The organism is Pseudomonas sp. 3296 (genome assembly GCF_031456615.1).
GTDB lineage: Bacteria > Pseudomonadota > Gammaproteobacteria > Pseudomonadales > Pseudomonadaceae > Aquipseudomonas > Aquipseudomonas mucoides.
Genome location: NZ_JAVDUY010000003.1, coordinates 375,660 through 399,824 on the forward strand (window position 1 = coordinate 375,660; position 24,165 = coordinate 399,824).

Sequence of the window (24,165 nt, forward strand, 5' to 3'; positions counted from 1 at the left end):
ATACCCGAATCGACAACGCCCATGAACGCCCCCCGCACACCAAGACCTGCGCGCAAAAAGCCTGACACCGCCACCCCGGCCAAAGCCGTGGAACCGCGTGAAAAAGCCAGCCTGCACCCGCGCAACCGCCATCAGGGTCGCTACGACTTCCCGGCACTGATCAAAACCACGCCGGAACTGGCGAAGTTCGTGATCATCAACCCGTACGGCAAGGAAAGCATCGACTTCGCCAGCCCCGACGCGGTGCGTGTGTTCAACCGGGCGTTGCTCAAGTCGTTTTACGGCATCGCGCATTGGGACATCCCGGCGGATTATCTCTGCCCACCGGTTCCGGGGCGTGCCGACTACGTGCACTTCCTCGCCGACTTGCTGGCCAGCGTCAATGACGGTGAAATCCCTCGCGGCGCGCCGGTCAAGGTGCTCGACATCGGCATGGGCGCCAACTGCGTCTATCCGTTGATCGGCTACAGCGACTACCGCTGGCACTTCCTGGGTTCGGAAATCGACCCGACGGCCGTCGCTGCCGCCAAAGCCATCGTGCAGTCCAACGGTCTGAACAAAGCCATCCAGTTGCGTCAGCAAAATAATCCCAAGCACATCCTGCTGGGCTTGCTGGAGCCGGGTGAACGCTTTGACCTGACCATGTGCAACCCGCCGTTCCACGCCTCGATGGACGAGGCGACCAAGGGCAGCGAGCGTAAATGGCGCGCCCTGGGCCGTGCCGACCCTAAACGTAAATTGCCGGTGCTGAACTTCGGTGGTCAATCGGCTGAGCTGTGGTGTGAAGGCGGCGAAGCGCGGTTTGTGACGCAACTGATCGCCGAAAGTGCAAGTTTCCAGCATAAAGTGCTGTGGTTCAGCACGCTGGTCTCGAAGGCTTCGAACCTGCCTGCAATCCAGACGGCACTGAAAAAAGCCGGCGTGCTGGAAAGCCAGGTGGTGGAAATGTCCCAAGGACAGAAGCAGAGCCGCTTCGTGGCCTGGACCTTCCAGACCAAATCCGAGCAGCAGGTCTGGCGCGAACGCTGGGTTAAAAAAAGCTGAGTAACTAACCGACACAAATCGACTGTAGGAGCGAGCTGGCTCACTCCTGCATTGGTTTAATGGTGCTGCAGGACAATAGGCAAATCGCAGATACAAAAAAACCGTGCCCGGATTGCTCCGGAGCACGGTTTTTTTAAGTCTTACTTGTTAACAGCGTCGGTCAGGCCTTTGGCCACAACCAGCTTGATAACTTTCTTGGCCGCGATTTCGATGGCAGCGCCAGTCGAAGGGTTACGGCCAGTACGGGCAGGACGCTCAGTCACTTTCAGTTTGCCGATACCTGGCAGAGTGATTTCGCCGCCGTTTTCCAGCTGATCAGCAACGATTTGGCCCAGTTGGTCCAGAGCGTTACGCGCGGTGGTTTTTGGCGCGTCGATAGCTTCAGCGATGTCGGCGATCAGTTGGTCTTTAGTAAGAGCCATGTAGTGTTCCTTCCCTATCAAATTCATATGGATTGCAGAGTGCAGTGTCAGCCATCGAGCCCGATCTTCTGGATCTGGCACCCTCGGCCAATAACCACTGGATCGGGGTTATAGATACCGAAATCAGGGTTTGGTTCGACCTGACAAATGCTGAATGCACGCTTAACGCAGTGACTTCGCGCAAGACGGGGCAAAACTAGCACAGAGACGGGGAAATATCCGCCTCTAGCTACCCATTTGGTCAGCTTTATTGCTCTAAAACGGGAAAAAACCCCATAAGCGCCGCCGGTCGCCCCGGATTTACCCTTCATGCCGCGCCAAAACCAGTGGTTGCGGTACACTTGGCACTTTTTCGGGGAGCACGCCCTCCTCTATTCAATCAGCCGAGAAGCCCATGCCGATCCGTCATTGCATCGTCCACCTGATCGACAAAAAACCCGACGGCACGCCCGCAGTTCTTCACGCCCGCGACTCTGAACTGGCCGAGTCGAGCGCCATCGAGAACATGCTTGCCGACCTCAACGAGAGCTACAACGCCAAGCAAGGCAAGGCCTGGGGTTTCTTCCATGCCGAATCCGGCGCGCACCCGTTCAGCGGCTGGCTGAAGGAATACTTCGAGGGCGGCAAGGACTTCACGGCATTCAGCCGGGTGGCTGTGGAACATCTGCAAAAGCTGATGGAAGAGTCGAACCTCTCAGTGGGCGGCCACGTGCTGTTCGCGCATTACCAGCAGGGCATGACCGATTACCTGGCAATCGCCCTCCTGCACCACAGTGAAGGCGTTGCAGTGACGGATCAGCTGGACGTGACCCCGTCCCGCCACCTGGACCTGGGTCAATTGCACCTGGCCGCGCGGATCAACGTGTCCGAATGGCAGAACAACAAACAGTCCAAGCAGTACATTTCGTTCATCAAAGGCAAGAACGGAAAAAAGGTTTCGGAGTATTTCCGCGACTTCATCGGCTGCCAGGAAGGCGTCGACGGCCCGGGGGAAACCCGCACCCTGCTCAAGGCGTTCAGTGACTTCGTGGAAAGCGAAGATTTGCCGGAAGAATCCGCCCGCGAGAAAACCAAGACCCTGGTCGATTACGCCAGCAGCCAGGCCAAGCTCGGCGAACCGATGGGCCTGGAAGAACTCTCGGAGCTGATCGACGAAGAGCGTCCGAAAGCGTTCTACGATCACATCCGCAACAAGGATTACGGCCTGTCGCCAGAGATCCCGGCAGACAAACGCACCCTGAATCAATTCCGCCGCTTCACCGGCCGTGCGGAAGGCCTGTCCATCAGCTTTGAAGCACACCTGTTGGGTTCGAAGATCGAGTACGACGAAGAAGCCGGTACGCTGATCATCAAGGGCTTGCCGACTCAGTTGACCGACCAGCTCAAGCGACGCAACTGATGCTGAACGGCATCCTGAAGAAATTCCTGCTGATTCTGCTGGTCGTTGTGGTTTACCAGAACTGGGGCAAGATCGAGCGGGTGTTCAACCCTTCGCAAGTCGTGTCTGAGCAGACACAGGCCAAGGCCGACGTCGTGCTCTATGCCACCGACTGGTGCGGCTACTGCAAACTGACACGGCGCTTTCTCGATCAGAAAGGCATTCCGTACAAGGAATTCGATATCGAGAAAGATACCGAGGCGCGCACGGCGTACGAGGCGTTGGGTGGTGGCGGGATTCCGATCATCGACGTGAACGGGACACTGATTCGCGGGTATGACCCGGACGCAATCCTTGCCGCACTGAAATAACTTATCCAATCCCTGTGGCGAGGGAGCTTGCTCCCTCGCCACAAGGAAGTTGGGCGTCAGTGTTTTTCGATGCGGAACCCAAAGCGCGGAAAGTGCACATGCACCACGCCGCCACGCTCGTCTTCACGGCGCAGGATCAACTCCTCGCTGCCCGCAAACAGCAATTCACCCACCACCGGATCAACGCCGTAATCAACGGCCGCGATCTTCACCTGCTGGCCAGGCTCAAACCCGTTCGGTTCTTCGAACTGCTCATCCGGCAATGCAGCCGGCGTGGCATTACGCGCCACCTCCAGTGCCTGCGCAGACGTCATCTCGCTGGACGCACCATGCCCGAAACCCATCACCCGCCCAAACCAGGCCGACACAGCCGGATAGGCATCAACCAGCGGAGAAGTCACCGGCGTTGCCTTGAGGAACCACAGCGAATGGGCCAAGGCAAAGTCGGCAATCGACGGTTCGCCAAACAGGAAATCACCCTGCTCGCGCTGCAGCTGTTGCTCTAGCCGCGCCATAATCGTCGGCCATTGATGTTTCGCCTGCTCGGCGGACAGCCTGGAAGCGCTGCCACCGCTGAACAACCCGGCGCGGTCGGCGAGGAATGCCTTGATCGCCTCTGGCGACAACTTGCCGAAACGCACCGCCACCGATTCCGGCTGAAAGACCAGGCTGACCGCATGCTGGAACACCACCGAATCCGCCCAGGACGCAAAGGTCGCGGCAATCATTTCCTGGCCTTCCGGGAAAAACGCCGGCAAGGCTTTTTCCTGTTCCAGGCGGCGGGCAATCAACGACGTGTCGCAATAGATATCCGCGCCGACCTGCAATACTGGCGTGCGGCGGTAGCCACCGGTCAGCGCAGTCAGATCGGGTTTTGGCATCACCGGCGATATGTGCACCGAGCGCCAGGACAACCCCTTGAAGCCCAACAACAGGCGGGCCTTTTCGGCAAAAGGGGACGTCGGGTAATGATGAAGAATCAACTCGGACATGCTCGGTTCCGCCGCACGAAGAAGGAACCCGCAGCTTAGCGCGCAATCGACAAGCGGCCTACAGATCTGCCTGATAGGAACTTATCAGTCAGTTTGATAAGCCCGCAGCGGCGCTCGCGACCAGACATTCCTTGGCGCTTTTGCGGAGTTTTTTGATCAGCCGTTCCTGGCGCAGCGCTTCGCTTTTATCGCGACAGACTTCTGTGTAGACGAGCGCCACGGCCGGGCTGGAGAGGAAAAACCGCGCCCCCTTGCCGCTCTGGTGAGTGGCGAAGCGGCGCACGGGATCGTCGCTGATGCCGCAGTAAAGCGAACCATTGGCTGCGCGAACGAGATAGACGAACCAGGGTTTGCTGGCGGGCAGCACGGGTTCGGCGGCAATGTCGGAAGATTCGCTGAGGGTGCTCACGTGACGATCATGGCTTGTAGGAAACAAGCCGCGATCTTATCAGCGACTGGCCTGGAATGCCTTCAGCCCCTTTAGGGCTTGAGCACGAACGGCGTTTCTGACCAGAGGCGTCCACCCCAGAATCAGCCCTTTGAAACCCAGCGCCTGCCGCGACCAGGCCCACAGGTCGAAGCTGTCGTGGTGCTCGCAAATCTTGCCGTCGCGAAACACGAAGCGTGCCTGAATGTCGTTGACCACAACGTTGCCGGTCTGGCTGAACAGATACGTCGCGACCCAGTGCGCAACGCCCGTGCGCTCGTCGGCCCGCACGTTGTCGAAGGTCAGGGAAAAGTCCTTGGCCCGAGTGGTGAGCATGCGCCACATGTCGCCCGCGTCGCGACCGCGCAGTTCGCCGAACGCCGGATCACTGAACACCACGTCGTCGGTGTAACAGGCGCTCATGGCTTCGGCATCCAGCCGCTGGAAGGCTTGGTAGAACTGGGTGATCAATGTGCGGTGGGCATCACTCATGAGCAGGCTCCGGACGTTTGAAGGATTGCCTGCACGATAGTCTGCAAAGACGGGGAATACCATGGGCATTCGTGGCGGGAATATCGGGACTGCCCGAGTGCATTGCCCTGCGCAACAGCAGACCAGGCGCGGCGGGAAAACTAATTGAGAACGCCCCCTAATGCACCATCCCACTCTCACGGGCATAGGCAAAAAGATCCACATCCGTGGAAATACCCAGCCGCTGCATCGCCATGCTTTTCTGTTTGCTGATGGTCGAAACGCTACGTTTGAAGTGACCGGCGATCTCACTGACGGTCATGCCACTGGCGAGCATTCTGACCACTTCGTGCTCTTTTGCGGAAAGCACAGCGGAACTCGACTGCCCCTGCGCGTCAGCCTGAAGCAGCGCGGTGCGCAACAACTCGCTGATATAACGGCGCCCTTCACCCACCGACTTGATCGCCAGGGGCAGTTCCTTCGCCGACGCGCCTTTGTCGATGATCGCCACCACGCCCAGTGCGAACGCCGCCCTCAGCGTGGTGACGCTGGCAAACATCGTGACCAGAATGATCGGCATCGTCGGGTAGCCACGTCGCACCCGGCTCAGCATTTTCAGCCCATCGGCCTGCAGGTTGCCCGGCATGCAAAAGTCGGTGATCAACAGATCACAAGGCGTCGTGCACAGCAGACTCAATAAACTGTCGGGACCATCCGCCTCCCCTACCACCACACATGTCCGGTTCAGATCGACGAGCATTCGCATGCCGATACGAACGACTGGATGGTCGTCAGCAATGATTACGCGCATTGTCGGATTTATCCTGTTAGGTGACTGGAATGCGCGAAAAATAGCGCCGTCCGGGTCCTACCACAACGCCCTTTCCCGAGCGTAAAACCACCTCACCCAATGTAATCGGGGGCCAGGTCTTTCTCCCACGAAACAAAAGGAACTGCCCTACATTTAAAAGCTACATCGGCTACACAGAAGGACTACAGATAACGCTACGCAGCAGGGCGATTTTTAGTCTGCATCACTCTTTCATACACCAACCCCTCCGTTTTCGTATTAGTTGCATTCCGCATGGCGACCTCGACCGATAGATTGCGCCCTGTCCGTATAGGGCAACTCCCAATCATCGCTCATCAAGGAAGAGCCATACATGAACACGCGTTTATCCCTTCAGACCGCGGCCTTGCTGCTGACCGTTTCCTCATCCGCCTTCGCTGCCTCCAGCACGGACCTGACCGTCAAAGGTCTGATCACTCCGAATGCATGCACGCCAGTACTGGCCGGGGGCGGTATCGCCGACCACGGCAAGTTTTCCGTACAAGACCTCAACCCCGACAAACACACTTACTTGCCTGAAATAATCATGCAAATGACTGTGAGCTGCGATGCGGCTACGCCGTTTGCCATAAACCCGATTGATAACCGTGCAGGCACAAGCACTGCAGGCAATTACTTTGGCCTGGGGCTGATCAATACCCACGAAAAGCTGGGCAACTTTCGCGTTGTTCCACGCAATGTGATGGCGGACGGCACCTACGCTCAAGCCATTCTCTCCACTGATGGCGGCGAGACCTGGCTTAAGGAAGGGTCTACAGCATTCTGGGGGGCCAACAACATCTGGAGTGTCGGTGCTCAGGGTGCCGTCATTGCGCCCATCGCGATGAAGGAGTTGAACATTGATCTCCATGTGCGTACCGGCATCGCCCCCGCCAACAGCCTGACCCTGACCGATGAAGTCACACTCGACGGCTCCGCAACCCTCCAGATCAAGTACCTGTAACCCTCCGTCATCAACGAGCAACGTCTGGCACACAGCGTTGCCCGCTCACTCAAAGGACGACCCATCATGGAAAGATGCTCCTTCGCTCTATTGGCTCCTCTGTTGCTCGTCTGCGCCCCCATGGCCCTCGCCTCCAGCAGCACAGAAATGAGCGTCACCGGCCTGATCACCCCCAGCGCCTGCACACCCAGCCTGTCCGGCGGCGGCGTCGTCGACCATGGCAAAGTCACGGTGAAAGACCTGAGGCCGGACCAGCCCACGGCCCTGGAAAACGGCACGCTGTATCTGGAGGTGAATTGCGATGCCGCCACGCCGTTTACCCTGACGACGATCGACAACCGCGAAGGCACGTCCGCCATTCACCCCAATAGTCACGGGCTGGGCGTCATCAACGGCGACCAGAACCTGGGCAGCGTTGCACTGGGCCTGTTCGATACGGTGGCCGATGGGGTTGCGGTGAAAACCATCATTTCCCTCAACGACGGTGCCACTTGGCGAGTGTCCTCTTACCTGGGGCACGCCGGCCAGACCGCGTTCGCGGCATTGAACGACCTCGGCACACCGATCGCCATCAAGGATTTGCGCGCACGGCTCACGGCGTTCACCACCATCGTGCGCGCAAATGACCTGACGCTGACCGATGAAATCCCCATCGACGGGTACGTCACCGTGCAACTGAATTACTGATCGACCGGAGTTCCCGGCTCCATTTTTCGAACAATCAACGAGACACGTCATGACGATGTTTTCCAAAGTCACCCGTCATCTGTTCCATTCTGGCATCGGCGCATTCACCCTGCTGCTGACCGCACACGCTCAGGCCGACGGCATGGTGCCGAACACTTCGGTGGTCATCATCAACGAGGCCGACGGCGAAGCGTCGGTGTCCGTGACCAACACCGATGCCAACCTGGCGTTGATGCACATCACCCTCGAAGACATTGCCGAAGACAGGGAGTCACTGGTGTTCGTGACCCCACCACTGGCGCGCGTCGAAGCGGGTAAAACTCAATTGGTGCGGTTCATTCTGCAATCGGAAAAGCCTCTGCTCACTCAGCGTTTGAAGCGCGTGATCTTCGAAGGTATCCCCCAAGGCAAAGCCGCCGCCGAGGCGGGGCAGGCACGGGTGGGCGTGACCGTGCGCCAGAATTTGCCGGTGATCCTGCACCCCAAAGGCCTGGCCCCCAATCGCACGCCATGGACCGACCTGCAGTGGTCGCTGAAGGACGGTCAACTGACCGTGCGCAACGACACGCCTTATGTGGTGCGTCTGGGCCAGGAAGTGCAATTGTTGCCAGCGGCGGGCAACGCGATGCTGCCTAAAACCTACGTGCTGCCCGGTGAGCACATCAGCATCAAGGTCGCCGAGGGCGCCGCCTCGCAGGTGCGTTTTCAACCGGCGACGGTCTACGGCTTTGCAGTGCCGCATTACGAGGCGCCCATCCAGTCCTGAACCACCCTGACGGCTTCATCAAGGAACGATGAGCGCCAATGTTTCAAGGCGACGGCCACTTGGCCGTTGCCACAGGCGCGCCTGTAACCGCACGCCGCAATAACCCAAGTGATCCTGATGAACACAGTATCGAATTACCGTGATGGCGAAGCCGTGCCCGTTATCCGGGACGGCGCTCGCCCTCACCCATGGCAGCGAACCACATTGGCGTTGCTGCTGAGCAACGCACTGATGATGCCCGACGCCTATGGTGACGTGTCGATGCCCGCGTCGTTCGACAAAGATACATTACTGCAGCGCGGCATCGATCCGGCGCTGGCGACGCTGCTGATGCAGGCGCCGCAGTTCACGGCCGGCCGCCACCCGGTCACGCTCATCGTCAACGGCCAGCGCCATGGCCGGGTCGATATCACGTTCGATCGCGAACGTGCGTTGTGCTTCGATCGCGCACTGCTCGATGCAGCGAACCTGAAGGTGCCCGATCGTTTGCTGGACGATGGCCCATGCCACGATTTTCTTGGCAGCGCGCCGCAGACCGTCATCGAACCCGACCCCGCGAGCCTTGCCCTGTCGTTGATCGTACCCACCGACGCAATACGCCCCAGTGCCCGGGATTTTTCCGGCTATCAAACCGGTGGTGTCGCCGGTTTGATCAACTACGACGTCACCGGTTTGCACAGCCGTTCTGCCGACAGCACCAGCCGCTACGCCTCGGCCAACACCGAACTCGGCTTCAATGCCGGTGACTGGATCGTGCGCAGCCGTCAGGTGCAGACCTGGCAGGACGATGTGTCCACAACGAGTCATATTGCGGCTTACGCCCAGCGGACTTTCGCCAGCCAGGAGGCAGTGCTGCAGGCGGGTCAGATCAACCTCTACAACCCAGTGCTCGCCGGCGCGCAGATCACCGGCGTGCAAGTGCTGAATGAACAAGCACTGCAGGTCGAAGGGCAAAGCGCGGTCATTGAAGGGATCGCCAACAGTCAGGCCCAGGTCGAGGTCCGGCAAAACGGTTCGCTGATCCATTCCACGGTGGTCCCCCCCGGCCCGTTCGTGCTCACCCATGTGCGGCGCCTCAACACGCGCTCCGACGTGGAAGTCACGATCAAGGAGACCGATGGCAGCGAGCGCAGTTTTACCGTGCCGGCCGCGATGTTGGGGGTCGACTTGCCAGCGCCCGGTTATTCGCTGGGTGCCGGTCAGGTGCGCAATGTGGGTGACGCGCAGGGTGGCGATCCCTGGGTCATCAGCGGCGGCTGGAGCGGTGCGTTCACCCCGCAAATGTCGCTCAGCGCCGGCCTGACCGGTGCCGCCGACTATCGCGCGGCGGGTGCCAGCGTCGGCCTGTCACCCGCGCCTGTCACCCAGGTGCAAGCCACGCTGACTGGCGCAGACGCCGGCGGCAGACAAGCCAGTCAGGGACTTCAAGTTGACCTGAGCGTCTCGCATCGGTTGAACGAACAATGGGCGCTCAATGCCGGCAGTTCTTACCGAACCCAGGGCTACCGGGAACTGGAAGAGGCGGTGTTCGCCAACACGTCCGACAACAGCCAATCCCGTTACCGCGATCAGCAAAGCGCGGCCCTGTCATGGTCGCATCCATGGCTCGGCGCCTTCAGCAGCGGCTTCAGCCGGTCCAGTTCGTTCGACGGTCAAAGCAGCAGCCGCGCACTCGCGTCCTGGGGCACCAGCATCGCTGGCGTATCCGTCTCGGCGACCGCCGAATGGCAGCTTAGCGGTTCGAACGGCAACGATGACAGCGTCTACCTTAACCTCAGCATTCCGCTGGGCGAAAACCGCCGGGCACGCAGCTGGGTACGCCGTTCCGCCGGCGAATACCGCAGCGGCGTGGGCTTGAGTGAACGGGTCAACGATCAACTGGATTACCGGGTTGGCGTGGAACACGACACGCGCGATAAACAGGTGCAATCCACGGCCGGCGTTTCGCTGCTCCCGCGCTACACCCAGCTCGATCTCAATTACACCCGCGCAGATGCCGAGCGCTCCAGCTACCAGGCCAGCGCTCGCGGTGGCGCCGTGCTGCACGGCGGTGGCGTGACGCTGTCGCCGTACCCGGTAAGCGACACTTTTGCGTTGCTGTCGGTCGGTGACATGGGCTCCATCAAAGTGTCGACGCCCAGCGGTCCGGTGTGGACCGACTGGCAAGGTCAGGCAGTGATCCCGCAAGTGAGGCCTTACGGCAAAAGCCCGGTGGAAGTCGACACCAAAACCCTGCCCCGCAACGCTGACATTAACAACGGCGTGGCGGTGATTTCGGCCGGTCGCGGCGCCGTCGACAACGTTGAATTCGGCATCACGATGACCCGTCGGGCCTTGCTCAAGGCCACTACCGCCAACGGCGCGCCCCTGCCGCGCGGTGCCTCCGTGAACACCGCGGATGGCGAATTCGTGACCTTGGTGCAGGACGGCGGCCTGGTGTTTTTGCCCAATGCTCTCGACCGCCGTGCGCTGTGGATCAGCGCGCCGGGGCTGGAGCGCTGCGAACTGCGCTTCGAACTGCCAACCGACGCCGACGCCAACGCGTACTACGAAACCGCCCCTGCCAAGTGCCAAGCACTCTGAGAATGACTTCATGACCCTGTCTCGCTACCTGCTATTGACCCTCGCCCCCCTGGCACTGAGCGGATTCACGCCACTGGCCTCGGCGTCCACGGACGACTGCCAGTTCAACCTGAGCCAGCCGGTGCTTGATTACGGGCTGATGAACCGGTCGATACGGCCTGATGCGGCATCGGAACGCAACCTTGGTGAACGCCAGTTCAGCCTGACCTTGAGCTGCGCGCAGCCCATCGACATGAGCCTGTTCTACCGGGCGATGGCCGCGACCGCCGGACGCTTTCACTTTGCTGAGCGCGGCAGCTATCAGATGCGTATTCGCGATGCCGTGCTCGATGGCCAATCGGTCGACATCGGGTTGATTGCCGGAGCCGGACAGCCACCGGCAGAAACGGCGTCGAGCCTGATCTGGCGACCGGAGCATGGGGTCGTCCCGGTGCAGGCCGGCGTGCCGGTGCAGGGGCGCAGTTTCTCGGCGCAGCTTGAGCTGACGGCCTGGGTTCAAGAGCAAGGCATGCAGGTGCGTGACGCGGTGACCTGGGAAGCCTATGGGGCATTCGACGTCGCCGGACTCACCCGTGAGGCGACCTTGCGCGCCCGATTCGCTCCGGCGGCCTGCGAACCCGTGCTGTCCAACGGCGGTGTGGTCGACTTCGGCACCCTGTCGAAAAAAGACCTGCACGCCGACAAGGACACACGCCTGCCGCCCAAGTCGTTGACGCTGATGGTCGGCTGCGACGCGCCGACGTCCCTCGCCTTGATCATGCATGACAATCGCTCAGGCTCGGCAACGCTCGACAGCGAGATCGACTACGGCCTGGGCAAGGACAGCCGCGGTAACAGGATTGGCCGTTTTTCACTGCACATCGACCCGGCCGACGCCCATGCCGACAGCTTCGCCCGCCTCTATCGAACCGAGTCCAGCAGCGCCGGCACGGCCTGGAGCACCGGCAGCGCCAACCCGGTCCCCATCGGCAAAAGCCGTTACCTGGCGTTTACCGACAACGCCGGCAGCGGCGCCGGCCCGGTGCTGATCCAGAACCTGAGCACCACGGTGACCGTCGACGCCGTCATCGCCCCCACCAACAGCCTGGACCTGAGCAGCGCCATCGACCTCGATGGCGCGGGGACGATCGAGATTATTTACCTGTAACACCCAACCCGATCCTGCTGGATCCGGGGCGCACTCGAGCGTCTCGGGGCAGACAGGGCACAACCTGAGAAGTGAGTAAACAATGATTAAACAGTACTTTGCAGCACTCTCCGCCACTGCGCTGATTGGCGTTGCACCTTATGCACTGGCGGCTTCAAGCACAGATTTGACGGTGACTGGCGCTATCACCCCGTCGGCGTGCACGCCGACGCTTTCCGGTGGTGGGATCGTCGATCATGGCAAGCTTTCAGCCAAAGACTTGAATCAGGACAAACCCACGACACTGCCTTGGCAGACACTGCAGCTCACCGTGAGCTGTGACGCAGCGACCGCGTTCAGGTTATTACCGACCGATAACAGGTCCGGAACGAGTGATGACAACAACGACTTCGGACTGGGCTTTATCAATGGTGATCGCAAGCTTGGCGGTTACGTTGTACGCATCAGGACTCCCATTGCAGATGGTGTTGCCGTCCAGTCATTGTCGTCCGCTACCAATGGAAATACCTGGTTCGCCAGCCCCGTTGTGTCGCCTAACCAGCTCTCGGCATTTGGCGCTGCAGGGGGCCCCACCACGCCGATTGCCATCAAGGATCTGCTGGCCGACCTTAGGGTATCGACTCAAATCGCCCGCGCCGACTCTCTGGACCTGACCAACGAAGTTGCTCTCGACGGCTCGGCCACCATCACCATCGCCTACCCATAACCCCGTAGCCGACCTTGCCCGAGGTCATGCTTCGGGCAAGGACTGATTCCGCTCACCAGACAAAGCGAAACCTGTTTCATGACAAAAACTCCACACGCTCTGACCATGGCGTTCATCGTCCTGACGTCACCGCTCACCTTCGCCACCTCATCAACCGACCTGACGGTCAGTGGCCTCATCACCCCGAACGCTTGCACACCGAACCTGTCCAGCGGCGGCCTCGTCGACTACGGAAAAATCTCTCGGCAGGATCTGAGTGTCGACAAACGCACGCGACTGCGCGACCAGACACTCGACCTCGACATCCAGTGCAATGCGCCCACGCGTTTTGCCCTGCTGATGCGCGACAACCGCGACGGCTCGGCCATCGTCAACAGCGAGATTTACTACGGCCTGAACCACGACCACAGCCACAATAAAATCGGCTTGTATTCGCTGAACTTCGATCCGGCCAGCACGGTGGTGGACGACCTGATGCAGGTCTATCGAACCGACTCGACCACGGGCGGCAAAGCCTGGAGCCCGTCGAACAGCCGGGCCATCCCGATTGGCTCCCGAAGCTATCTCGGCTTTACCGACAGCGCAGGCAGCAGCGCCGGCCCGATAGCCATCCGCAACCTGACCAGCCGGGTGACGGTCGAAACCGTCATCGCGCCCACCTCCGAGCTGGACCTGAGTGCCGAAGTGCAACTCGACGGTTCGGCGACCCTGGACGTTGTTTACCTGTAGTTCAGACTTTTTCGCTGACCACCTGCACGTACAGTGAACGTCCGGCGCCGAGACCCGCCACGATTGCGCCGAGGCCAATGACGCCGAAGATCCAGCCCAGCGCCGTCCAGCCGCCGGTCCAGTCATGCACGATGCCGACCGCGAACGGGCCCATCGAGGCCAGGGTGTAGCCGAACCCTTGGGCCATGCTCGACAGGTTGGCCGCGACATGCGAGTCCCGCGAGCGCAGAACGATCAGGGTTAACGCCAGGCTGAAGGTAGCGCCCTGCCCCAGACCGAGCAGAATCGCCCAGCCCCACAGGCCTTCGATCGGTGCGTAGAGACAGCCGAACAGACCACCAAGGGTCATCAGCATCACCACCACAATGGCCAGTCGCTGATCCTTGCCGCGTGTCGCCAGCCAAGGCGCCGCGAGAGAACTGGCCAACTGGACGATCACCGATCCTGACAGCACCAGACCGGCCTGGACCGGTGTCAGACCGCGACCGATCAGGATCGACGGCAACCAGCCGAACACGATGTACGCCAAAGACGATTGCAGGCCCATATACAACGTCACTTGCCACGCCAGCGGATCGCGCAGCAGTCCGCGAACGCGGTACGCGACGTTGTGTGCGCCCTGTTTCCGGCCACCCACTTGCGGCAGCCAGAAGATCGCCGCGACCAGCGCCGGCAGCACCCAGAAGCCCAGGCCCATGGCCCAGCTCTGGTCGAAATGCTCACTCAGTGGCACGGTGGCGCCGGCGGCCATCGCGGCGCCCAGGCACAACGCCATGGTGTAGACACCGGTCATGGTCCCGGCCTGTTTCGGGAAGTCGCGCTTGACGATGCCTGGCAACAACACACCGATCACGCCGATGCTCGCACCCGCCAGCACGCTACCGGCAAACAAGCCGATCTCGCCAAATGAACTGCGCAAAATGATCCCGCCCGCCAGCGTCAGCAGAATTCCCAACACCACACGCTCGGCGCCAAAACGGCGCGCCAGCACCGGTGCCAGAGGGGCGAACAGGCCGAGGCAGAGCACCGGCAATGTCGTCAGCAAACCGGCCTGGGCCGCAGACAATCCGAGGGCCTTCGAGATCTCGCTGAGCATCGGCGCCATGCTCGACAGCGCCGGACGCAAGTTCAGCGCCACCAGGATCAGACCCAGCAACAACAGCCATGGCCGACGCAGGACCGGGTGACGTTGCTGGACTTGCTCATCATCCGCTTCGGCGTCGATCAGCAACTCTTCGAGCTCCGCCGTGCGCTTGGATTGCGTGAGATCACTATCGCTGCTGGACATGGATTTCTCGGTTTCAAGGTTCATTGATCAACTGCCTCGACAGGGCTTTGGCCCGCTCCGGGTCACGTTGTTCGACGGCGTCCAGCAGTTCGATGTGCAGGTCGAACACCTCCTGGCGTCGGGGGGTGATGTTCAGGGTCTGGCGCAATTGCGCGCCGACGACGCTGGAGAAATAGCGGTACAACTCGCTCAGTGTCGGGTTGTGCGCGGCATCCACCAGACGGCGGTGGAACACCAGGTCGCAGGCGATGTAGCTGTCGAGATCGCCGTGGTAATGGCTGCCGCTGACGCCGAGCGCTTCGCGCAAGGCCACCAGGTCTTCATCTGTTCGGCGCAGTGCCGCGAGACCGATGGCTTCGACCTCAAGGATGTGCCGCGTCTCACGGGCCTGCTCGTGGGAGCAGCGGGACAGCGCTTTCATGGTGTCCAGCGGATCGATGACGGCCCGCAGGTAGCTGCCGTCGCCCTGACGGATTTCGATCAATCCGGAAAACGCCAACACGCGCATGGCTTCACGCACAGTATTGCGGCTGATGCCCAGTTCGGTCGCCAGTTCCGGCTCGGTGGGGAGTCGTTGGCCGACGACCCAGACACCTTGCGTGATGCGAAGGCGTAGCTGGTCCAGCGCTTGGTCGACCAAGGATCGCTTGGTCAATGGAGAAATGTCTGACATGTAATTCACCCTTTCATCCAATCATAGGATGAATTTTCTGACATGTTAATTAGCTTAGCCGGACAAGGCAACGGATTCACCGCAAACCTGCAGGAGCCGGCTTGCTGGCTATGGCGATCGTGCCGACACATTCGGAACTGAACTTTGGCAACGCCTCTTACTATTGCGCACTAGCCTTTTGTTTCTTTCAAAAACACAGGAGGGCAATGGAATGCCAGATCTTCCCCATGCCAATCGCTTGCGCGTCGGCCGCTATTCCCAAACCGGCCAAATTTATCTGCTGACGGTTGTCACCTGGAATCGCACCCCGTTTTTTACTGACTGGCGGACAGGACGTCTGGTGGTTGACCACTTTCGTCAGGCGCATACCGAAGAATGGGGCGATGCCCGAGGGTGCTGGCAACCAAATCGAGCGGCGCGCGGGCGGTAAACGTGCGGCTGAAGCGCAGAGGGGTGGTATGGCAGAGAGGTTTCCACGACCGTGCGATTCGCCGTGAAGAGGATCTGCAAGCGGGGCTTGTCACTCGCGTGCACGATTACCCATTGTGGGATGCCAAATGGCTATAGCCGGAAGACTCGGTAGCGGCTGTTATGCCGCCATCGCCAGCAAGCCGGCGCCTACAGGTTGGGCAGTTAGCAGTTGGAGCATTTCATCAGGCAAAAATAAACCCGGAACACTGTCCGGGTTTATTTCACTGCCAAGTGCCAATCAATGCAGAATCTGGCTCAGGAACATCTTGGTCCGATCATTCTGCGGGTTATCGAAGAAGTCGTTCGGCGCGGCCTGTTCGACGATTTCGCCCTTGTCCATGAAGATCACGCGGTTGGCCACGGTACGGGCGAAGCCCATTTCGTGAGTTACGCAGAGCATGGTCATGCCGTCTTCAGCCAGGCCGATCATGGTGTCCAGTACCTCTTTCACCATCTCGGGGTCGAGTGCCGAAGTCGGTTCGTCGAACAGCATGATTTTCGGTTTCATGCACAGCGCGCGGGCAATCGCCACACGCTGTTGCTGGCCACCGGACAGTTGCCCCGGGAATTTATGCGCCTGCTCCGGAATGCGTACGCGCTCCAGGTAATGCATGGCGATTTCCTCGGCCTGACGCTTGGGCATTTTGCGCACCCACATTGGCGCCAGGGTGCAGTTCTGCAGGATGGTCAGGTGCGGAAACAGATTGAAATGCTGGAACACCATGCCGACTTCACGGCGGACCGATTCGATCTGCTTGAGGTCGTTGGTCAGCTCCACGCCATCAACCACGATGCGACCCTGCTGGTGTTCTTCCAGTCGGTTGAGGCAACGGATGGTGGTGGACTTGCCGGAACCCGACGGGCCGCACAACACAATACGCTCGCCCTGCTTCACGTTCAGGTTGATGTCTTTCAACACGTGAAACTGGCCGTACCACTTGTTCACGCCCTGCATCTGAATAATGCCCTCAGGGCTCACAGGCTTCTTGATTGCTTCGCTCATTACAGAACTCCTAACGCTTGTGGCCAGTGTCGAGCTTGCGTTCCAGATGCATGGAATAGCGCGACATACCAAAACAGAAAATCCAGAACACCAGGGCCGCGAACACATAGCCTTCAGTGGCCATGCCCAGCCATTTCGGGTCGGCAGCGGCTTGTTTGACGCTGTTGAGCAGGTCGAACAGGCCGATGATGATCACCAGGCTGGTGTCCTTGAACAGCGCAATGAAGGTGTTGACGATGCCGGGGATGACCAGCTTCAGGGCTTGCGGCAGGATCACCAGGCCCATGCTGCGCCAGTAACCGAGGCCCATCGCGGCAGCCGCTTCGTACTGACCTTTTGGAATCGCTTGCAGACCACCGCGCACCACTTCGGCGACGTAGGCCGACTGGAACAGGATCACGCCGATCAGCGCCCGCAGCAACTTGTCGAAGCTCATGCCTTCGGGCAGGAACAACGGCAGCATCACCGACGACATGAACAGCACCGTGATCAAAGGCACGCCACGCCAGAATTCGATGAAGGTCACGCAGACCACGCGAATCGCCGGCATGTTCGAACGACGCCCCAGTGCCAGGACAATCCCCAGTGGCAAAGCGCCGGCGATACCGACGGTGGCGATCACCAGGGTCAGCATCAAGCCGCCCCATTGACTGGTCGCCACGCTGGTCAGGCCGAAGATGCCGCCATGCAACAGGAAGTAGGCAATGATCGGGTACAGCACCAGGAAGCTCAGGCCATACACCGCTTTACGGTGAAAGCGCGAGATGAACAACGGTGCGATACCGATGACCGCCAGCCACACCGTCAGGTCGACGCGCCAGCGCAGTTCCGGCGGGTAGTAGCCGTACATGAACTGGCCGAAGCGCTGTTGGATGAACACCCAGCAGGCGCCCTCCTTCGTGCAGTCGGCGCGAGTGGTGCCGACCCAGTTGGCGTCCAGGATTGCCCAATGCAGGATCGGCGGCACCACCAGGTAAATCAGATAGAACGCGAACAGGGTCAGCAAGGTGTTGAGCCAGCTGGAGAACATGTTCGCGCGCATCCATGCAATCACACCGATGCTACTGCTCGGTGGAGGCATGTCGGGTTTGAAAGTATGAGTACTCATGCGCGATTCCTTACCGCTCGATCAGCGCAATGCGCTTGTTGTACCAGTTCATCAGCAGGGAAATGCTGATACTGATCGCCAGGTACACACTCATGGTGATCGCAATCACCTCGATCGCCTGCCCGGTCTGGTTCAGCACCGTACCGGCAAACAACGACACCATTTCCGGGTAACCGATACCGGCCGCCAGCGAGGAGTTCTTCGCCAGGTTCAGGTATTGGCTGGTGAGCGGTGGAATGATCACGCGCAGGGCTTGCGGGATGATCACCTTGCGCAGGGTCGGACCGTTACGCAGCCCGAGCGAGTGCGCCGCTTCGGTCTGGCCGTGGCTGACCGACTTGATGCCCGAACGCACGATCTCGGCGATGAACGCCGCGGTGTACACCGTCAGGGCCAGGGTCAATGCCAACAGTTCCGGGATCAGTACCCAGCCACCCACGAAGTTGAAGCCTTGCAGCTTCGGCAACTCCCAGTGCAGTGGCGCGCCGAAGATCAAGGCGCACAGCGCCGGGATCACCAGGAACAGCGCCAGGCCAACCCAGAACTTGTGGAACGGGACGCCGGTCTCTTCGAAGCGCTTGGTGGCCCAGCGGCTCATCAGCACGATGGCGACAATGGCCACGACAATGCTCGCCACAAACGGCCAGAACCCGTCCGCCGTCAACGCGGCCGGCATGTTCAGGCCACGGCTGCTGACGAAGAAGGTGTCGCCGAAGTTATGGCTGTTGCGTGGCCCCGGCATGGTCAGGAAGACCGCGAAGTACCAGAACAGGATTTGCAGCAGCGGCGGAATGTTGCGGAAGACTTCCACATAAACAGTCGCCAGTTTGCTGATGATCCAGTTCTTCGACAGTCGTGACACGCCGACGATGAACCCGAGGATCGTCGCCAGGATCACGCCGATGAACGTCACCAGCAGCGTGTTGAGCAGGCCGATGACAAACACCCGGGCATAGCTGTCCGATTCGGTGTAGTCGATCAGGTGTTGAGCGATGCCGAAACCGGCACTGCGCTCCAGAAAACTGAAACCGGAAGTAATACCCCGGTGTTGCAGGTTGGTCTGCGTGTTATCGAACAGGTACCAGCCCATCGAGACCACCGCCACAATGGTGATGATCTGAAACAGCCACGCACGCACTTTGGGATCGCTGAGGCTGAGCCTCTGCTTTGGTGCGCCGATTGAATTTTGCATGAAGTGCCCCGGATGTAATGGAACAGAACATCACCCGGTGGTTGGCCCACCGGGTGATAGAACCATCAGCGCACTGGTGGTGCGTATTGAATGCCGCCGTTGGTCCACAGGGCGTTCATGCCACGGTCGATTTCCAGCGGAGTGCTCTTGCCGAGGTTTTTCTCGAAGACTTCACCGTAGTTGCCGACCTGGCTGACGATCTTGACGACCCAGTCCTTCGGCAGTTTCAGGTCCTTGCCGTACTCGCCATCAGCGCCGAGCAGACGAGCAACGTCCGGGTTTTTAGTCGACTTGGCTTGTTCAACCACGTTTTTGGAAGTCACGCCTGCCTCTTCGGCGTTGAGCATCGCGTAGCCAACCCAACGAACGATGGCCAGCCACTCGTCGTCGCCGTTACGCACGACTGGACCCAGAGGTTCTTTGGAAATGGTTTCCGGCAGAACCACGTAGTCTTTCGGCGAAGCCAGCTTGCTGCGCTGTGCGTAGAGCTGGGATTTGTCGGAGGTCAACACGTCGCAACGACCGGATTCCAGCGACTTGGCGCTTTCATCGGAGGTGTCGAAAGTGATCGGGGTGTATTTCAGGTTGTTGGCACGGAAGTAGTCAGATACGTTCAGCTCGGTGGTGGTACCGGCTTGAATGCAGATGGTTGCACCGTCCAGTTCCTTGGCACTTTTCACGCCCAGCTTGCTGTTGGCCAGGAAGCCCACGCCGTCGTAGTAAGTGATGAAGCCAGGAAACTTCAGGCCCATGCCCGCGTCACGGGAACTGGTCATGGTGGAGTTGCGCGACAGCATGTCGATTTCGCCGGATTGCAGAGCAGTGAAACGCTCCTTGGCATTCAACTGGCTGAATTTGACTTTGTTTGCATCGCCGAACACTGCAGCCGCCACGGCGCGGCAGTAGTCAGCATCGATACCAACGATCTTGCCGGTGGAGTCTGGAACCGAGAAGCCCGGCAGACCATCACTGACACCGCACTGTACGAAACCTTTCTTCTGCACTGCATCCAGGGTTGCACCCGCCTGAGCGAACCCACTGATACCGAGTACTGCGGTTGCAGTCACGATAGCCAGGGTGGATTTCAACATCTTCATTCAAACCTCCAGTTTTGCTCTTGTTGTGTCGGAGCTTGAGTCCTGCCGCACCCTTTTGAGGCGTAATCGACCCGAGTTGGCTTTTTTTGGGGTCAACCGACGTAGGACCTGCGCTATGAGTCTAGTAGGAGAAAATCCACATCATGGATAACTCACTTCTCACCAATCGGCCGAACGGGCTGTAGCCCTTTCACGTTCGCGAAGCCCGTAACGGCCACTGGCGAACATCCATCACCGGATTCTTTGCTATCTCCCCGTCAGCAGTACACTGATAGTGTTACCGCAAGCGGCGAGATGGGTTGCACCGCTTTCCCATAGCAAAGCCCGTACCAGACCGCTTGCTGAACCGATTGCGCGACAGGTCAATAGCAAAACTTGTAGCCTTGCGACATCTTCTTAACTGATCAACCTGAGGCGCACTGGGATCTCGCACCCAATAAGAGCGCACGCACAACAATGGAGCAGCCATGACCGAGCCCCTTATTCTTGAACCCGTAATGCCCGTAGACGCTTGCGTTATCTGGCTGCACGGCCTGGGCGCTGACCGTTACGACTTCTTGCCGGTCGCCGAAGCCCTGCAGGAAAGCCTGTTGACCACCCGCTTCGTTCTGCCCCAGGCGCCGACCTGTGCCGTCACCATTAATGGTGGCTACGAGATGCCGAGTTGGTACGACATATTGGCCATGAGTCCGGCGCGCGCGATCAACCGCGAGCAACTGGAAGAGTCAGCGCAACGGGTCATTAAATTGATCGACGCGCAGCGAGCCGTTGGAATAGACGCCTCGCGGATTTTTCTCGCCGGCTTTTCACAGGGCGGCGCCGTGGTGTTACACACCGCCTTCCTGAAATGGCAGGGGGCGCTGGGTGGCGTACTTGCCCTCTCCACCTACGCACCGACGTTCAGCGATGAACTCGCGCTTTCCGCCAGCCAGCAGCGTATTCCCGTGCTGTCTTTACACGGTCAATACGATGACGTGGTGCAAAACGCCATGGGCCGTTCTGCGTATGAGCATTTAAAGCAGCGTGGTGTCACCGTGACATGGCAGGAATACCCAATGGGCCACGAAGTGTTACCCGAAGAAATTCGCGATATCGGCACCTGGCTCGCCGAGCGCTTGCGTTAAAAGCCTTCCTTTGATCATCCCGCTACGCCGCGCCCGTTTCTTGCATTACACTGGCCGGCGTACATTCCTTAACCAATTGATGAGATGACCGTGCTCAAAGCACTCAAAAAGATGTTCGGTAAAAGCGAGGTTGAGCAGCTCGCCCCAGTCGCCAGCGCTCCGTCTCACATCCCCAGCCACCGCACCGACGGTCATCAGCCTGGCCGGACCGCTGCCGTAGCGGCACCGAAACACGAGCCAGTGACCACACCGGCCGCCCCTCCTGTCGAGGTCATCGCAGCGGAACAACCGCTCAGCGAAACCCCGAAACCTGCAAAACCGCGTCGTGAACCGAAGCCAAAAGCGCCGGTTATCCCTTGGAAACTCGAAGACTTCGTCGTCGAACCCCAGGAAGGCAAAACCCGCTTCCACGATTTCAAACTCGCCCCCGAACTGATGCACGCCATCCAGGACTTGGGCTTTCCGTACTGCACGCCGATCCAGGCGCAAGTGCTGGGCTTCACCCTGGCGGGCAAAGACGCCATCGGTCGCGCCCAGACCGGCACCGGCAAAACCGCCGCGTTCCTGATTTCGATCATCACCCAACTGCTGGAAACCCCGCCGCCGAAAGAGCGCTACATGGGTGAACCGCGGGCGCTGATCATCGCGCCAACCCGCGAACTGGTGGTGCAGATTGCCAAGGATGCAGCCGACCTGACCAAATACACCGGCCTCAACGTCATGACGTTTGTCGGCGGTATGGACTTCGACAAGCAGCTCAAGCACCTCGAAGCCCGTCACTGCGACATCCTCGTGGCCACCCCGGGCCGCCTGCTCGACTTCAACCAGCGCGGCGACGTGCACCTGGACATGGTTGAGGTGATGGTGCTGGACGAAGCCGACCGGATGCTCGACATGGGTTTCATCCCCCAAGTGCGTCAGATCATTCGCCAGACGCCACCGAAGAACGAGCGTCAGACGCTGCTGTTCTCCGCGACCTTCACCGAAGACGTGATGAACCTCGCCAAGCAATGGACCACCGAGCCGTCGATCGTCGAGATCGAGTCGCAGAACGTGGCCAGCGAAAACGTCGAGCAACACATCTATGCTGTAGCCGGTGCCGACAAATACAAACTGCTCTACAACCTGGTCAACGACAACGGTTGGGAGCGGGTGATGGTGTTTGCCAACCGCAAGGATGAAGTGCGCCGCATCGAAGAACGCCTGGTGCGCGATGGCGTCAACGCCGCGCAACTGTCCGGCGATGTACCGCAACACAAGCGCATCAAGACGCTGGAAGGTTTCCGCGAAGGCAAGATTCGCGTGCTGGTCGCCACCGATGTCGCCGGTCGCGGCATTCACATCGACGGCATCAGCCACGTGATCAACTTCACCCTGCCGGAAGTTCCGGACGACTACGTACACCGTATCGGTCGTACCGGTCGCGCCGGTGCCGATGGCGTGTCCATCAGCTTTGCCGGTGAAGACGATTCCTACCAGCTACCGTCCATCGAGGCGTTGCTGGGTCGCAAGATCAGCTGCGAAACACCACCGACGCATCTACTGCGGGCGGTTGAGCGCAAGCGCCCGTAACCGGGAACTTGCAGGAAGAGGCGCAGCCGGAAACGGACTGCGCTTTTTTTTCGGCCCGCTTTTTTACAAGCGCTTGCCCAATGCAACTAAAAGTCCATAATAGACAAATTAGTTTACTTGCAGCTTCCGGAGCCGACCATGTCCAGTACGCCTTATGTGATCACCCAGCCTCAGGCCCGCGAACTGCTGGCGAAGGTCGACGTGCCGCAAATCCTGCGCAAGCTGTTTCGCGATCTGGCGGCCGGGCAAGCGGTGCAACCGGCGCAGCAACTGGTGGAATTCCCTCAAGGGGCCGGCGACTTCATCAACTACCTCGGCGTACTGGCGCAAGATGGCGTCTACGGGGTTAAAACCTCACCCTACATCGTGCGCGAACAAGGCCCGCTGGTGACGGCCTGGACGCTGCTGATGTCGATGCAGACCGGCCAGCCGCTGCTACTGTGCGATGCCGGTGAATTGACCACCGCACGCACGGCGGCAACCACCGCCGTCGCTGTTGATGAACTGGCGCCTTTGACGGCGCAGCGCCTGGCGATCATCGGCAGCGGCAAAGTCGCCCAGGCGCACTTGCACTACGTCAAAGGCCTGCGCGACTGGCAGAGCATCAGCCTCTACTCGCCGAGCCTGAGCGAGCAAAATCCCGAAGTATTGGCGCAGCTCCAGCGTCTCGATCCTCGTCTGACCATTGTCGACAGCTGCGAAGCGGCCATTCACAACGCCGACGTGATCATGCTGTGCACCTCGTCCGCCGGCCCGGTGATCGACCCGGCTATTTTGAGCAAACCGGCGCTGATCACCTCCATCAGCACCAACGCCCCGCGCGCCCACGAAGTACCGCCGCAGAGCCTCAATGACATGCAGGTGTTCTGCGACTATCGTCTGACCACGCCGGGCTCGGCGGGCGAGATGCTGATTGCTGGCGAGCAGCATGGCTGGGACAAGCGCTCGATAGTCGGCGACCTGCCCGACCTGCTGAGCGGCAAGGTACAACGCCCCGACTACCACCGGACGGTGTTCTTCCGCTCCATCGGCCTGGGGCTGGAAGACATCGCACTGGCGAATGCCATCTATCACCTACAGCACTAACACCACGCCCCCTTGTGGGAGCCTGGCTCCCACAG

24 protein-coding genes and 1 pseudogene are annotated in these 24,165 nt (G+C 59.9%); 14 read left to right on the forward strand and 11 right to left on the reverse strand.

What is annotated here, in order from left to right:
• Nucleotides 1-21 precede the first annotated feature (21 nt).
• Nucleotides 22-1,044 carry a 23S rRNA (adenine(1618)-N(6))-methyltransferase RlmF gene (rlmF, locus tag J2X66_RS10055; RefSeq protein ID WP_310263673.1) on the forward strand — a complete coding sequence of 341 codons (1,023 nt, stop codon included), beginning with the start codon at nt 22-24 and terminating at the stop codon, nt 1,042-1,044.
• Between the two features lie 140 nt (nt 1,045-1,184).
• Here rlmF and J2X66_RS10060 read toward each other — a convergent pair whose 3' ends face one another.
• Nucleotides 1,185-1,466, reverse strand: a complete 282-nt coding sequence (locus J2X66_RS10060) for an HU family DNA-binding protein (protein WP_007905514.1) — start codon at nt 1,464-1,466, stop codon at nt 1,185-1,187.
• 394 nt (nt 1,467-1,860) lie between these two features.
• Here J2X66_RS10060 and yejK point away from each other — a divergent pair, with 394 nt between their 5' ends.
• Both yejK and J2X66_RS10070 read left to right on the forward strand, forming a co-directional pair.
• Complete coding sequence (gene yejK, locus J2X66_RS10065; protein WP_007944833.1) at nt 1,861-2,865, forward strand: nucleoid-associated protein YejK; 1,005 nt, start codon at nt 1,861-1,863, stop codon at nt 2,863-2,865.
• Nucleotides 2,865-3,215, forward strand: a complete 351-nt coding sequence (locus J2X66_RS10070) for a glutaredoxin family protein (RefSeq protein ID WP_310263675.1) — start codon at nt 2,865-2,867, stop codon at nt 3,213-3,215. The genes yejK and J2X66_RS10070 overlap by 1 nt, the downstream gene beginning before the upstream one ends.
• A gap of 56 nt (nt 3,216-3,271) precedes the next feature.
• Here the strand turns inward: J2X66_RS10070 and J2X66_RS10075 are convergent, their stop codons facing one another.
• The 4 genes from J2X66_RS10075 to J2X66_RS10090 all read right to left on the reverse strand — a co-directional run bounded on the left by J2X66_RS10075 (nt 3,272) and on the right by J2X66_RS10090 (nt 5,916).
• On the reverse strand, nt 3,272-4,207 hold the full coding sequence (locus J2X66_RS10075) for a glutathione S-transferase family protein (protein WP_310263678.1): 936 nt from the start codon (nt 4,205-4,207) through the stop codon (nt 3,272-3,274).
• Nucleotides 4,208-4,295: 88 nt separating this feature from the next.
• Complete coding sequence (locus tag J2X66_RS10080) at nt 4,296-4,616, reverse strand: GIY-YIG nuclease family protein (protein ID WP_310263680.1); 321 nt, start codon at nt 4,614-4,616, stop codon at nt 4,296-4,298.
• Nucleotides 4,617-4,655: 39 nt separating this feature from the next.
• Nucleotides 4,656-5,126 carry a nuclear transport factor 2 family protein gene (locus tag J2X66_RS10085; protein ID WP_310263682.1) on the reverse strand — a complete coding sequence of 157 codons (471 nt, stop codon included), beginning with the start codon at nt 5,124-5,126 and terminating at the stop codon, nt 4,656-4,658.
• 157 nt (nt 5,127-5,283) lie between these two features.
• Nucleotides 5,284-5,916, reverse strand: coding sequence for a response regulator transcription factor (locus tag J2X66_RS10090; protein ID WP_310263683.1), 633 nt, complete (start codon nt 5,914-5,916; stop codon nt 5,284-5,286).
• Nucleotides 5,917-6,268: 352 nt separating this feature from the next.
• On the opposite strand from J2X66_RS10090, the gene J2X66_RS10095 reads away from it, so the two are divergent.
• From J2X66_RS10095 to J2X66_RS10125, 7 genes are all read left to right on the forward strand, one after another.
• A complete protein-coding gene (locus tag J2X66_RS10095) occupies nt 6,269-6,898 on the forward strand; it encodes a DUF1120 domain-containing protein (protein ID WP_310263685.1) in 630 nt (209 codons plus the stop codon).
• A gap of 66 nt (nt 6,899-6,964) precedes the next feature.
• Nucleotides 6,965-7,585: a DUF1120 domain-containing protein gene (locus J2X66_RS10100; RefSeq protein ID WP_310263687.1), complete on the forward strand. Its 621-nt coding sequence runs from the start codon at nt 6,965-6,967 to the stop codon at nt 7,583-7,585.
• Nucleotides 7,586-7,634: 49 nt separating this feature from the next.
• A complete protein-coding gene (locus J2X66_RS10105) occupies nt 7,635-8,351 on the forward strand; it encodes a fimbria/pilus chaperone family protein (protein ID WP_310263689.1) in 717 nt (238 codons plus the stop codon).
• 117 nt (nt 8,352-8,468) lie between these two features.
• Complete coding sequence (locus tag J2X66_RS10110) at nt 8,469-10,934, forward strand: fimbria/pilus outer membrane usher protein (protein ID WP_310263691.1); 2,466 nt, start codon at nt 8,469-8,471, stop codon at nt 10,932-10,934.
• Nucleotides 10,935-10,944: 10 nt separating this feature from the next.
• Nucleotides 10,945-12,081, forward strand: a complete 1,137-nt coding sequence (locus J2X66_RS10115; RefSeq protein WP_310263693.1) for a DUF1120 domain-containing protein — start codon at nt 10,945-10,947, stop codon at nt 12,079-12,081.
• An 82-nt stretch (nt 12,082-12,163) separates the two neighbouring features.
• Nucleotides 12,164-12,787 carry a DUF1120 domain-containing protein gene (locus J2X66_RS10120; protein WP_310263694.1) on the forward strand — a complete coding sequence of 208 codons (624 nt, stop codon included), beginning with the start codon at nt 12,164-12,166 and terminating at the stop codon, nt 12,785-12,787.
• Between the two features lie 78 nt (nt 12,788-12,865).
• Nucleotides 12,866-13,516, forward strand: coding sequence for a DUF1120 domain-containing protein (locus J2X66_RS10125; RefSeq protein ID WP_405046764.1), 651 nt, complete (start codon nt 12,866-12,868; stop codon nt 13,514-13,516).
• Between the two features lies 1 nt (nt 13,517).
• Here J2X66_RS10125 and J2X66_RS10130 read toward each other — a convergent pair whose 3' ends face one another.
• Together J2X66_RS10130 and J2X66_RS10135 are read right to left on the reverse strand one after the other, a co-directional pair.
• The gene (locus tag J2X66_RS10130; RefSeq protein ID WP_310263697.1) at nt 13,518-14,828 is read right to left on the reverse strand and encodes a CynX/NimT family MFS transporter; all 1,311 of its coding nucleotides are present in this window, start codon (nt 14,826-14,828) and stop codon (nt 13,518-13,520) included.
• On the reverse strand, nt 14,818-15,477 hold the full coding sequence (locus J2X66_RS10135; RefSeq protein WP_310263698.1) for a FadR/GntR family transcriptional regulator: 660 nt from the start codon (nt 15,475-15,477) through the stop codon (nt 14,818-14,820). The genes J2X66_RS10130 and J2X66_RS10135 overlap by 11 nt, the downstream gene beginning before the upstream one ends.
• A 211-nt stretch (nt 15,478-15,688) precedes the next feature.
• On the opposite strand from J2X66_RS10135, the pseudogene J2X66_RS10140 reads away from it, so the two are divergent.
• A pseudogene (locus J2X66_RS10140) lies at nt 15,689-16,044 on the forward strand (transposase).
• Nucleotides 16,045-16,186: 142 nt separating this feature from the next.
• Here the strand turns inward: J2X66_RS10140 and J2X66_RS10145 are convergent.
• From J2X66_RS10145 to J2X66_RS10160, 4 genes are all read right to left on the reverse strand, one after another.
• Nucleotides 16,187-16,951, reverse strand: coding sequence for an amino acid ABC transporter ATP-binding protein (locus J2X66_RS10145; RefSeq protein WP_310263701.1), 765 nt, complete (start codon nt 16,949-16,951; stop codon nt 16,187-16,189).
• Between the two features lie 10 nt (nt 16,952-16,961).
• Entirely contained in the window at nt 16,962-18,059 is a 1,098-nt protein-coding gene (locus J2X66_RS10150; RefSeq protein WP_310263702.1) for an amino acid ABC transporter permease, read from the reverse strand.
• A 10-nt stretch (nt 18,060-18,069) separates the two neighbouring features.
• Nucleotides 18,070-19,251, reverse strand: coding sequence for an amino acid ABC transporter permease (locus tag J2X66_RS10155; RefSeq protein WP_310263704.1), 1,182 nt, complete (start codon nt 19,249-19,251; stop codon nt 18,070-18,072).
• 65 nt (nt 19,252-19,316) lie between these two features.
• On the reverse strand, nt 19,317-20,348 hold the full coding sequence (locus J2X66_RS10160) for an amino acid ABC transporter substrate-binding protein (protein ID WP_027924859.1): 1,032 nt from the start codon (nt 20,346-20,348) through the stop codon (nt 19,317-19,319).
• A gap of 467 nt (nt 20,349-20,815) precedes the next feature.
• Here J2X66_RS10160 and J2X66_RS10165 point away from each other — a divergent pair, with 467 nt between their 5' ends.
• The 3 genes from J2X66_RS10165 (at nt 20,816) to J2X66_RS10175 (ending at nt 24,130) form a co-directional block, all read left to right on the forward strand.
• Complete coding sequence (locus J2X66_RS10165) at nt 20,816-21,472, forward strand: alpha/beta hydrolase (RefSeq protein ID WP_310263706.1); 657 nt, start codon at nt 20,816-20,818, stop codon at nt 21,470-21,472.
• An 84-nt stretch (nt 21,473-21,556) separates the two neighbouring features.
• Entirely contained in the window at nt 21,557-23,044 is a 1,488-nt protein-coding gene (gene rhlB, locus J2X66_RS10170; protein WP_310263709.1) for an ATP-dependent RNA helicase RhlB, read from the forward strand.
• A 138-nt stretch (nt 23,045-23,182) separates the two neighbouring features.
• Nucleotides 23,183-24,130, forward strand: a complete 948-nt coding sequence (locus tag J2X66_RS10175; protein ID WP_310263712.1) for an ornithine cyclodeaminase family protein — start codon at nt 23,183-23,185, stop codon at nt 24,128-24,130.
• The last annotated feature ends 35 nt before the right edge of the window (nt 24,131-24,165 follow it).

Excerpts from the sequence above, each read along its gene's own strand:
- rlmF (WP_310263673.1), top strand. The coding sequence starts at position 22 with ATGAACGCCCCCCGCACACCAAGACCTGCGCGCAAAAAGCCTGACACC.
- J2X66_RS10060 (WP_007905514.1), bottom strand. The coding sequence starts at position 1,466 with ATGGCTCTTACTAAAGACCAACTGATCGCCGACATCGCTGAAGCTATC.
- yejK (WP_007944833.1), top strand. The coding sequence starts at position 1,861 with ATGCCGATCCGTCATTGCATCGTCCACCTGATCGACAAAAAACCCGAC.
- J2X66_RS10070 (WP_310263675.1), top strand. The coding sequence starts at position 2,865 with ATGCTGAACGGCATCCTGAAGAAATTCCTGCTGATTCTGCTGGTCGTT.
- J2X66_RS10075 (WP_310263678.1), bottom strand. The coding sequence starts at position 4,207 with ATGTCCGAGTTGATTCTTCATCATTACCCGACGTCCCCTTTTGCCGAA.
- J2X66_RS10085 (WP_310263682.1), bottom strand. The coding sequence starts at position 5,126 with ATGAGTGATGCCCACCGCACATTGATCACCCAGTTCTACCAAGCCTTC.
- J2X66_RS10090 (WP_310263683.1), bottom strand. The coding sequence starts at position 5,916 with ATGCGCGTAATCATTGCTGACGACCATCCAGTCGTTCGTATCGGCATG.
- J2X66_RS10095 (WP_310263685.1), top strand. The coding sequence starts at position 6,269 with ATGAACACGCGTTTATCCCTTCAGACCGCGGCCTTGCTGCTGACCGTT.
- J2X66_RS10100 (WP_310263687.1), top strand. The coding sequence starts at position 6,965 with ATGGAAAGATGCTCCTTCGCTCTATTGGCTCCTCTGTTGCTCGTCTGC.
- J2X66_RS10105 (WP_310263689.1), top strand. The coding sequence starts at position 7,635 with ATGACGATGTTTTCCAAAGTCACCCGTCATCTGTTCCATTCTGGCATC.
- J2X66_RS10110 (WP_310263691.1), top strand. The coding sequence starts at position 8,469 with ATGAACACAGTATCGAATTACCGTGATGGCGAAGCCGTGCCCGTTATC.
- J2X66_RS10115 (WP_310263693.1), top strand. The coding sequence starts at position 10,945 with ATGACCCTGTCTCGCTACCTGCTATTGACCCTCGCCCCCCTGGCACTG.
- J2X66_RS10120 (WP_310263694.1), top strand. The coding sequence starts at position 12,164 with ATGATTAAACAGTACTTTGCAGCACTCTCCGCCACTGCGCTGATTGGC.
- J2X66_RS10125 (WP_405046764.1), top strand. The coding sequence starts at position 12,866 with ATGACAAAAACTCCACACGCTCTGACCATGGCGTTCATCGTCCTGACG.
- J2X66_RS10130 (WP_310263697.1), bottom strand. The coding sequence starts at position 14,828 with ATGAACCTTGAAACCGAGAAATCCATGTCCAGCAGCGATAGTGATCTC.
- J2X66_RS10135 (WP_310263698.1), bottom strand. The coding sequence starts at position 15,477 with ATGTCAGACATTTCTCCATTGACCAAGCGATCCTTGGTCGACCAAGCG.
- J2X66_RS10145 (WP_310263701.1), bottom strand. The coding sequence starts at position 16,951 with ATGAGCGAAGCAATCAAGAAGCCTGTGAGCCCTGAGGGCATTATTCAG.
- J2X66_RS10150 (WP_310263702.1), bottom strand. The coding sequence starts at position 18,059 with ATGAGTACTCATACTTTCAAACCCGACATGCCTCCACCGAGCAGTAGC.
- J2X66_RS10155 (WP_310263704.1), bottom strand. The coding sequence starts at position 19,251 with ATGCAAAATTCAATCGGCGCACCAAAGCAGAGGCTCAGCCTCAGCGAT.
- J2X66_RS10160 (WP_027924859.1), bottom strand. The coding sequence starts at position 20,348 with ATGAAGATGTTGAAATCCACCCTGGCTATCGTGACTGCAACCGCAGTA.
- J2X66_RS10165 (WP_310263706.1), top strand. The coding sequence starts at position 20,816 with ATGACCGAGCCCCTTATTCTTGAACCCGTAATGCCCGTAGACGCTTGC.
- rhlB (WP_310263709.1), top strand. The coding sequence starts at position 21,557 with ATGACCGTGCTCAAAGCACTCAAAAAGATGTTCGGTAAAAGCGAGGTT.
- J2X66_RS10175 (WP_310263712.1), top strand. The coding sequence starts at position 23,183 with ATGTCCAGTACGCCTTATGTGATCACCCAGCCTCAGGCCCGCGAACTG.